This is a genomic window from Pseudomonas sp. Pseusp97, from assembly GCF_047304025.1.
GTDB lineage: Bacteria > Pseudomonadota > Gammaproteobacteria > Pseudomonadales > Pseudomonadaceae > Pseudomonas.
This window is the reverse complement of sequence record NZ_JBGLYK010000211.1, coordinates 1-9,802: the sequence shown is the minus strand read 5'-3', so window position 1 is coordinate 9,802 and position 9,802 is coordinate 1. Positions and strand designations below refer to the sequence as shown.

Sequence of the window (9,802 nt, the reverse complement as noted above, 5' to 3'; positions counted from 1 at the left end):
GGTGGTCAGCGTCCAGCGACGCATGTCGGCGATACCGGCGCGGCGCATCCGCCGCGCCAGCCAGTGGCTGCTGCGCACGCGACTGCCGCTGGCTGCCACGCTTTCCCCGCTCAGACGACGCATCACCAGTTCATGGTGCCGTGCGCGCCAGCCCATGCCGGCCAGCAGCACACCGAGCGCCGCCATCACCAGGCTGACCACGACCAGCCAGAGGGCGCCGCTCACATCAGCACCTGGCGGAACTTCAGCCCGCTCGGCTGGGCGGTGCGGACGAACTGCCCGCTGCCACGCCGGTCGAGGCTGAACAGGGAATTGGTGACGTAGACGCCATCGCGCACTTCCAGCACTTCGAGGATCTCGCTGACGCAGCGGCGGCCGTTGGACAGGCGGGTGATCTGCACGATGATGTCCAGCGCCGAGCAGAGCATCTGCCGCAGGGTCTGCTCCGGTACGCGCTGGCCGGTGAGGCCCACCAGCATCTCCAGGCGCAGCAGCGAATCCATCGCCGAGTTGGCGTGCACGGTGCTCATCGAGCCGTCATGGCCGGTGTTCATCGCCTGCAGCACGTCGAGCACTTCGACGCCACGGATCTCGCCGAGGATGATGCGGTCCGGGCGCATCCGCAGGGCGTTGCGGATCAGGTCGCGGGCGGTAACTTCGCCGAAGCCCTCGGCATTCGGCGGGCGGGTCTCCAGGCGCACCACGTGGTCGTGGCCCAGTTGCAGCTCGGCGGTGTCCTCGATGGTGACGATACGCTCGCGCTCGTCGATGAAGCTGCTCATGACGTTGAGCAACGTCGTCTTGCCGGTGCCGGTACCGCCGCTGATGAGGATGTTGCAGCGGCTCGCCACCGCCTGGCGGAGGAACGCCAGCATGGCTTCGTCGACGCTCTGGTAGCCGAGCAGGTCGGCGCTCTTGAGCAGCTCCTTGCTGAATTTGCGGATCGACAGGCAAGGGCCGTCCAGCGCCACCGGCGGGATTATCGCATTGACCCGGCTGCCGTCTGGCAGGCGTGCGTCCACCATCGGGCTGGATTCGTCCAGGCGCCGGCCCAGCGGCGCGAGGATGCGCTGGATCACCCGCTGCACGTGGTGGTCGTCGATGAAGCGCAGGTCGCTCTGGTACAGCCGGCCTTCGTGCTCGATGAACACCCGGTCCGGCCCGTTGACCAGGATTTCCGAGATGCCCGGATCGCGCAGGAGGATTTCCAGCGGGCCGAAGCCGGTCAGCTCGTCCACCACCTCTTCGGCGAGGCGGTCCAGTTCGTAGCGGGAGATCGCCAGCTGGCGGCGCGAGGCGTATTCGCAGACCTTCTCGGAGACGTACTGCGCCACCGCCGGCCGCGCGCCCTCCAGCAGGTTCATGCCGTCTTCGTCGATCTCGTCGATGATGTAGCGGTGCAGGCGCATCTTCAGCGTCTGCAGGTCCTGATCGTGACGGCCCTGGCCGCCGCCGTAATGCTGGCTCATGAGCGTGCGGCCTTCGCCCGGCCGATCCAGCTGAACAGTCCGCGCTTCTCGGCCACGCCCGCACCCAGCGCTTCCGCCAGGTCGCGCAGCTTCAGCGTCAACGGGTCGCGCGGGGCCAGGTCGAACAGGCTCTGGCCGACGTTCTTGGCACGCAGCCTCGCCTCCGGCGAGGCTGGCAGTACGCCGAAGAGTTCCAGGCCGAACATCTTGCCCAGCGCCGGAGCGTCCGGCGGCACCGAGGCCCAGTAACGCTCGATCAGCAGCTCGATGCGCGGCAGCGACGGCGTCCGCTCACGCAAGCGGCGCAGGCGCTCCAGGCCTTTCTTGCAGGACGGCACGCTCTGGTCCACCAGCCACAGCACGCGACTGGCCTGCATCAGCAATTGCCCGCTGAGTTCACCTTCGGCGACGCCGGTGAGGTTGATCAGGATGTGGCTGAAGGCGCTGCGCAGGTTGCCCAGCAACAGGTACAGCTCGGCGGTGGTAATGCGCTCCAGCACGCCGGGTTCGTCCGACAGGCTGAGCACCCGCAGGCCGGACTCGTGGCGGGTGAAAGCGCTGTCGATCAGGGTCTGGTCCAGCCGCCGCAGGTTGCGCAGCGCATCGGCGAAGGTGAAGGCCGGGTCCATACCGAGGATGGCCAGCGCCTCGCCGGTGGGCTGGCCGATGTCCACCAGCAGCACTCGGTGCTCCGGCTGGCGTTGCAGCGCCAGGGCCAGGTGCAGGGCGACGAAGGCGCCGTCGGCGTCCGGCCGGGCGCTGATCAGGCTGATCAGTTCGCCCTGCTGGCTGGCGCTCACCGGCACCGTGGGCAGGCGACCGCCGAGGCGACGGACCAGTCCGCTCAGTTCGCTGGCGCGAGCGCCGTAGGTGACGAAGTCCCGTGCGCCCGCGCGCATTGCCGCGAGCACCAGCTGGTTGTCCAGGCCATCGCCGACAGCCACCACCGAGAGCAGCGGGCGCGCCGAGACCAAGCCCTCGATCAGCGAGCCCTGGGACACCAGGTTGGCCTTGTTCAGGCTGGTGAACAGCACCGTCGCGCCGGTGACGTCCAGCAGCGACAGCAGTTCCTCAAGGGTGCCGCTGTTGGCCAGCACCACCTGCCCGCAGCCGGACAGGCTGCTCTGCAGCCATTCCTGTTCACCGGGATGCTGGACCAGCGCCACGAAAGTCTGACTCATGCCCGTGCTCCCTTGTTTTGCCTTGCCTCCCGCTCTCTGGCGGGTCAGCGCTTCGTAGGTATCCATCAGTGCGACATCCCGCTGCTGGCCTTGCGCTTGTCGAAGCGGCCGTCCTCGAGGAAATAGAACTCGCCGAATCCCGGGTCGTAGTCGCGCAACCCTTCGCCAGGCAGTTTCGGCAGCGCGGCGTTGGCCGCCAGCGGCTGGACCAGGTGCGGGGTGACGATCATCAGCAGTTCGCGGTCGTCCTTGTCCAGGTTCGAAGAGCGGAACAGTGCACCGATCACCGGGATGTTGCCGAGGAAGGGGAACTTGTCGATGTTGCTGATGGTGCTGCTGCTGATCAGCCCGCTGATCACGAAGCTCTCGCCGTCGGCGAGCATCACGCTGGTATCGGTGCGCCGCACCGTGAGCGCGGGCACAGCAATGTTGTTGGTACGGATGCCGCTGGTGAAGTCCAGCTCGCTGACTTCCGGGGCCACCTTGAGGGCGATGCGCTTGTCGTTCATTACGGTCGGGGTCAGGTTCAGACGCACGCCGAATTCCTTGTACTCGATGGTGATGTTGTTGTTATCGCCATTGGGCACCGGGATCGGGAACTCGCCGCCGGCCAGGAACGAGGCCGTCTGCCCACTCGTCGCCACCAGGCTGGGGCGCGCCAGGGTGTAGGCGAAGCCACTGCCTTCCAGGGCGTTGATGAAGCCCAGCCACTTGCTGCTGCCGCCGCCCCAGATGATGTTGAAGCCGTCGGTTGAGCCGAAGGTACCTCCATCCAGTATCCCGCCAGGCGAAACCTTCAGACCGTTCAGGCTGCCCGGCGAACCCAGCACGAAGGTGTTGGAGCCCTGGCGAACCAGCGAGGTGCTGGCCTGCTTGAGCTTGCTGCGACTGACCTCGACGAAGCGGATATCGGTCTGCACCTGGTTGGGCAGGCTGCCGGCACCGATTCCGGTTGCGCCGGCCACGTCACCCACCGCGCGTGCACCGACGCGCACCACGGTGCGCATTGGCTGGTCACTGCAACTGGTCCAGATCAGCAGGCTGGTCAGGCCCTCGGCCTTGCCGGTGACGAGGAAGTCGCGCTTGTCCAGCACCTGTACGTCGGCGATGTTCGGGTCGCCGATGGCCAGGCGCTTGATCGGCACCGGCAGTTGCTGGTCGCGCTGGGCGCCCTGCTCGACGTCGAGGTTCAGTTGCTGGTCAGCAAAGCCCGCGCAGGCGCTGGGCACGGCCTGCGCCGCGGAGTGAGCGGCACAGGCCAGCAGGGCGACCAGGGGAAGGATGAAGCGCTTGGACATCGATGCACTCCTTGCTCAATGTGCTTCACGGGTAACGGCGGTACCGCGGTAGACCACCACCCCGGCATCTACCTGTGGGGCATAGACCTGGCGCACCGCCGGAGTGGGTTGCTGCCGCGGCTTGCCGATCAACTGTTCGAGGGTGATCGGCTGGCTGGAGGCGGAGCCGAGCGAGGCCTGGATGTAGCGGCCCTGCTGCTCCTTCTCGTAGAGGTTCTCGTCCTTGCTGCGCACGGCCAGGCGCAACGAGCCGGCCTGGCTGGCCAGCATCAGGCGCGAGGCGGCCTCGGCGGGTACCGCCAGCACGGCGGTACGCGGCGGCTTGGGCGTCTTGTCCTTGAGGTCGCCGGCGGTGCGCGCCTGGCCATCGGTGGACACCGCAATCTGTTCGCCATAGGTCAGCACCCGCACGCCGGGCAGTACCACCTGGGCGCTGAGGCTGCGTTCGGTGCTCTGCTGGTCCTGGACGAAAAGCATGACGTCGACGTAGTCGCCGGGCAGCACGAAGCCGCCGCCGCCGATCACCTCGTCCACGGCAATCGCCATGGCGCGCTCGTCCGGCCGGATGGTGCGGGCCAACGGGCCGCCCGGTTCGGTCACTGCCGAGGTGAGGATATTGCCCGCCGGAACGGCGACCCAGACGCGCTGGCCGATCAGCGCTTCGGGCTTGGGAAAGCTACCGGCAGGCGCCGTGCGCAGCATCTCCACGCTGAGGTCTTCCTTGCCGATCACCTTAAGGGCCGGCAGGTCGCGCGCGGCCACCACCACAGCGGTGCGTTGCAGCTTGTCGGCCTCGGCCATTGCCGCCGGCGCCACGTCCTGCACCACGCCAGCGACCGGTACCGCCGGCTTGCCGACCTTGAGCCCCAGATACCCAACCACACCGGCGCACACCAGCAACAGCCCGGCGAATACCATCAGCACCTTGCTATTCATGACCACATCCTTGGGCGATGTCGGGAATGCGGACCGAAGGGTCCACGGCCTTGGCGTGAGAAGACCATCACCGGCACGGCCGGTGCTTGCCCTTCAGACCTTTATTGTTGTTTCGGCCAGGTTAGGAAGTTCGTTAAGAAGCATTCCTCATAATCAACTTTTACTTGTTCCAAAGCAGAATCTAGTAGCTGTGTTTAGAGCGTCAACCACGCCGATTGAATTTCCAACCATCAGTTGGTCTTACTTCGCCCGGACTATAACTTTGGTATTAGCGCTATTTGAACAATTGCATTCGGCCATACGACGCCTAGCCTGACGATGAAGTCGGGGCGCCGCCCCGGTGGTATTCGAGGGAGCACCCGTGATGGATCTGACAATAAAAAACCTGTCCCTGAAACTGTATTGCAAGGCCAAGGCATTCATGGCCGACAAGGAAGGGGCAACAGCGATCGAATATGCGGTTATTGCGGGACTGATCTCGGTAGTCGTCATCAGCGCGGCCGCGTTGATCGGAACCGACCTTGGCGTAATCATGGACAGTATCAAGACCGAAGTTGCAAAAGCGAAATAACGGTTATTACAGAACTTCCTGATTTGCGCTCTTCTACCTAATTGGAAGTTCCCGCGCCCGGCGCGGGGACTTGTTCTGCTGCGTGCACGAAAGTTTTCTAAAGTTGCGCCCTGCCCTGCCGATACAGCCTGCTCAAACCCGTTTCACAGCAGGATGCTTTACCGATGCTTCGTTCGCTGTCCTTCTCCAGGAAGATTCTCCTGGCTGCCTCTCTCGTGGTCACCTTCGCCTTCGCCTGTTTCATCTTCTTCAACGATATGCGCCAGCGCGAGGCTATCCACTCCGACACCGAGTCCTATCTCACCGAGGTCGGCAGCCTGACCGCCAGCAACATCCAGAGCTGGCTGGAAGGCCGCATCCAGCTGGTGGAAGCCGAAGCCGCGCAACTGGCCGATGGCGAGCCGACACCCGATCGCATCCAGCATGTGCTGGAGCAGCACGTGTTTCAGAAGAACTTCGAGTCGGTGTACCTCGGTGAAGCCGCCAGCGGCGTGTTCACCATGCGCCCCTACGCACCGATGCCCGACGGCTATGATCCGCGCAGCCGCGGCTGGTACAAGGACGCCGTGGCAGCCGGCCGGCTGATCGTCACCGAGCCCTTCCTCGATGCCGGCACCAATGAGCAGATCCTCGCCATGTCCATGCCGGTCATGCGCAACGGCCAACTGGTGGGCGTGGCCGCCGGCGACATGAAGCTGGAAACCATCACCGCGATCATCAACTCGCTGAAGTTCGACGGCGACGGCTATGCCTTCCTGGTCAGTGATGCCGGCAAGATTCTCCTCCACCCGGACAGCAGCCTGATCTTCAAGACCCTCGGTGAGGTCTACCAGCAAGGCGCACCCAGGGTGCAGCCGGGCGTGCAGGAAGTCAGCATCAACGGCGAGGACCAACTGGTCTCCATGACCCCGGTGAAAGGCCTGCCGGGCGTGACCTGGTATGTCGCGCTGGTCCTCAACAAGGACTCCGCCTACGCGATGCTGAGCGACTTCCGCAATACCGCGATCATCGCCACGGTGATCGCCATCGTCGCCATCCTGTTCCTCCTGGGCATGCTGATCCGTGTGCTGATGGCACCGCTGACCGACATGGGCCGCGCCATGGAAGATATCGCCCAGGGCGAGGGCGACCTCACCAAGCGCCTGAAAGTCGCCAGCAACGACGAATTCGGCGTGCTGGGCAATGCCTTCAACCGCTTCGTCGAGCGTATCCACGAATCCATCCGCGAAGTGGCCTCCACCGCGCGCAGCCTGCATGACGTCTCGCAACTGGTGGTGAATGCCTCCAACTCCTCGATGAGCAACTCCGACGAGCAGGCCAACCGCACCAACAGCGTCGCCGCGGCAATCAACGAACTGGGCGCCGCTGCGCAGGAAATCGCCCGCAACGCCGCCGATGCCTCGCACCACGCCACCGATGCCTCGCACCAGGCCGGCGATGGCCGCCAGGTGGTAGAGCAGACCATCAGCGCGATGAACCTGCTGTCCGACAAGATCAGCTCCGCCTGCGCCAACATCGAAGCGCTCAACAGCCGCACGGTGAACATCGGGCAGATCCTGGAGGTGATCAAAGGCATCTCCGAGCAGACCAACCTGCTGGCACTGAACGCCGCCATCGAAGCCGCCCGCGCTGGTGAAGCCGGCCGTGGTTTCGCCGTGGTGGCGGACGAGGTGCGCAACCTGGCGCACCGCGCCCAGGAATCGGCCCAGCAGATCCAGAAGATGATCGAGGAGCTGCAGATCGGCGCCCGCGAGGCCGTGGACACCATGACCGAAAGCCAGCGCTACAGCCTGGAAAGCGTGGAGATCGCCAACCGCGCCGGCGAGCGCCTGGCCAGCGTCACCCACCGCATCGGCGAGATCGACTCGATGAACCAGTCGGTGGCCACTGCCACCGAGGAGCAGACCGCCGTGGTCGACTCGCTGAACATGGACATCACCGAGATCAACACCCTCAACCAGGAAGGCGTGGAAAACCTGCAAGCCACCCTGCGCGCCTGCGCAGACCTGGAGAACCAGGCCGGCCGCCTGCGCCATCTGGTGGACAGCTTCCGCATCTGATCCCGGCGGAAACGAAAAAGGCGCCTTTCGGCGCCTTTTTTTGTTCGCGAGCAAGCTCGCTCCTACAGGGAATCGCAGCTCTTCGTAGGAGCGAGCTTGCTCGCGATCGCGGGAGTGGCGCGCTCCTCCCCGAAATATCGTGCCTGGGCGTGCCCTCTCCCCAGCCCTCTCCCTGAAGGGAGAGGGAGCAGCCCGTGCCAGCTGACACTTCGGCCTCAATCTGCACCAGACGGTCCCCTCTCCCTTCGGAGCGGGGCGCGCAGCCAGGGTCAGGGAGAGGGAATTCCCCCGCACGGATATCCAGAAGAAAACAGCTGTTTCCAAACCGAATCACCCGGCCCACAGCAACCCATTCCCCTCCGCAACACCCGCCCTGAACGCCCCTCCGCATCCCCAGAACCACCGCCCACGGCGCCGCCCCTACCGTTCGTCCGACTCTCTCAAGCTTCCTCCGGGCAAGCCGAAATCAAGGATGAAGGCCTTTGATACCAACCAACAAACCGGGCCTGTCGTCATCGCCGGGACATGGGAGTTCCGGCCACGCCCGCACGGTTATCCGCCGCGCCGGCGCCGTCCGTTTCACACCACGGGAACGGACGTTCTGCGGCGACACCGGATCTGTCGCCCGGACCAACGCCGTTCAGGCATCCCCCTACTTCCGGATTCGACGCAGCATGATCAAGAGCCTGAAATTCAGCCATAAGATTCTCCTGGCCGCATCGCTTGTGGTTTTCTCGGCATTCGCCCTGTTCACCGCCTACAACGACTATTTACAGCGCAATGCGATCCGCGAGGACCTGGAGAGCTACCTGCGGGAGATGGGTGACGTCACCGCCAGCAACATCCAGAACTGGCTGAGTGGCCGACTGCTGCTGATCGAAAGCACCGCCCAGACGCTGGCTCGCGACAGCTCCGCCGAGCACATGACCGGCCTGCTGGAGCAGGACAGCCTGCGCAAGACCTTCAACTTCACTTACCTGGGCCAGGAAGACGGCGCCTTCACCATGCGCCCCAACAGCGCCATGCCCGACGGTTACGACCCGCGCACCCGCCCCTGGTACAAGGATGCCGTCGCCGCCGGCGGCACCACCCTGACCGAACCCTACATCGACGCCGCCACCCAGCAGCTGATCATGACCGTGGCCACCCCGGCGCGCGCAGGCGGCAAGACCCTGGGCGTAGTCGGCGGCGACCTCGGCCTGCAGACCCTGGTGCAGATCATCAACTCGCTGGATTTCAGCGGCATGGGCTACGCCTTCCTGGTCAGCGGCGACGGCAAGATCCTCGTCCACCCGGACAAGAGCCTGATCATGAAGACGCTGGCAGACGTCTACCCGCAGAACACGCCGAAAATCGGCGGCGGCTTCAGCGAGGCCGAGCTCAACGGCCAGACGCGCATCCTCAGCTTCACCCAGGTGAAGGGCCTGCCTTCGGTGAACTGGTACATCGGCCTGTCCATCGACAAGGCCGCCGCCTACTCGATGCTGAGCAAGTTCCGCGCCTCGGCCATAGTCGCCGCCGCGATTGCCATCGTTGCCATCCTGCTGCTGCTGGGCATGCTGATCCGCGTGCTGATGCAGCCGCTGACCACCATGGGCCGCGCCATGGAAGATATCGCCCAGGGCGAGGGTGACCTGACCAAGCGCCTGAAAGTCGCCAGCAACGACGAATTCGGCGTGCTGGGCAATGCGTTCAACCGCTTCGTCGAGCGTATCCACGAATCCATCCGCGAAGTGGCCTCCACCGCGCGCAGCCTGCATGACGTCTCGCAACTGGTGGTGAATGCCTCCAACTCCTCGATGAGCAACTCCGACGAGCAGGCCAACCGCACCAACAGCGTGGCCGCGGCAATCAACGAACTGGGCGCCGCTGCGCAGGAAATCGCCCGCAACGCCGCCGATGCCTCGCACCACGCCACCGACGCTTCGCACCAGGCAGGCGATGGCCGCCAGGTGGTCGAGCAGACCATCAGCGCGATGAACCTGCTGTCCGACAAGATCAGCTCCGCCTGCGCCAACATCGAAGCGCTGAACAGCCGCACGGTGAACATCGGGCAGATCCTGGAGGTGATCAAGGGCATCTCCGAGCAGACCAACCTGCTGGCCCTGAACGCCGCCATCGAAGCCGCCCGCGCTGGTGAAGCCGGCCGCGGCTTCGCCGTGGTAGCGGACGAGGTACGCAACCTGGCGCACCGCGCCCAGGAGTCCGCGCAGCAGATCCAGAAGATGATCGAGGAGCTGCAGATCGGCGCCCGCGAGGCCGTGGACACCATGACCGAAAGCCAGCG

General features: G+C 65.0%; 7 protein-coding genes and 1 pseudogene. 3 read left to right on the top strand and 5 right to left on the bottom strand.

What is annotated here, in order from left to right; translation table 11 throughout:
• From ACCC94_RS24375 to cpaB, 5 genes and pseudogenes are all read right to left on the bottom strand, one after another.
• A pseudogene (locus ACCC94_RS24375) lies at positions 1 to 225 on the bottom strand (type II secretion system protein F); the annotation flags it as partial.
• The gene (gene tadA / locus ACCC94_RS24370) at positions 222 to 1,469 is read right to left on the bottom strand and encodes a type 4b pilus Flp biogenesis ATPase TadA (RefSeq protein ID WP_413352175.1); all 1,248 of its coding nucleotides are present in this window, start codon (positions 1,467 to 1,469) and stop codon (positions 222 to 224) included. The gene tadA and the pseudogene ACCC94_RS24375, both read right to left, overlap by 4 nt.
• The gene (gene tadZ / locus ACCC94_RS24365; protein WP_413352173.1) at positions 1,466 to 2,650 is read right to left on the bottom strand and encodes a type 4b pilus Flp biogenesis protein TadZ; all 1,185 of its coding nucleotides are present in this window, start codon (positions 2,648 to 2,650) and stop codon (positions 1,466 to 1,468) included. Before tadZ ends, tadA begins: the two co-directional genes overlap by 4 nt.
• Positions 2,651 to 2,715: 65 nt before the next feature.
• On the bottom strand, positions 2,716 to 3,948 hold the full coding sequence (locus ACCC94_RS24360; protein WP_413352172.1) for a type II and III secretion system protein family protein: 1,233 nt from the start codon (positions 3,946 to 3,948) through the stop codon (positions 2,716 to 2,718).
• Between the two features lie 15 nt (positions 3,949 to 3,963).
• On the bottom strand, positions 3,964 to 4,884 hold the full coding sequence (cpaB, locus tag ACCC94_RS24355; protein ID WP_413352171.1) for a Flp pilus assembly protein CpaB: 921 nt from the start codon (positions 4,882 to 4,884) through the stop codon (positions 3,964 to 3,966).
• 376 nt (positions 4,885 to 5,260) lie between these two features.
• On the opposite strand from cpaB, the gene ACCC94_RS24350 reads away from it, so the two are divergent.
• The 3 genes from ACCC94_RS24350 to ACCC94_RS24340 form a co-directional block, all read left to right on the top strand.
• Entirely contained in the window at positions 5,261 to 5,455 is a 195-nt protein-coding gene (locus ACCC94_RS24350) for a Flp family type IVb pilin (RefSeq protein WP_413352176.1), read from the top strand.
• Between the two features lie 164 nt (positions 5,456 to 5,619).
• Positions 5,620 to 7,515, top strand: coding sequence for a methyl-accepting chemotaxis protein (locus tag ACCC94_RS24345; RefSeq protein WP_413352170.1), 1,896 nt, complete (start codon positions 5,620 to 5,622; stop codon positions 7,513 to 7,515).
• Positions 7,516 to 8,189: 674 nt separating this feature from the next.
• Positions 8,190 to 9,802, top strand: a 1,613-nt coding sequence (locus tag ACCC94_RS24340; RefSeq protein WP_413352169.1) for a methyl-accepting chemotaxis protein, incomplete at its 3' end; no start/stop codon positions are given.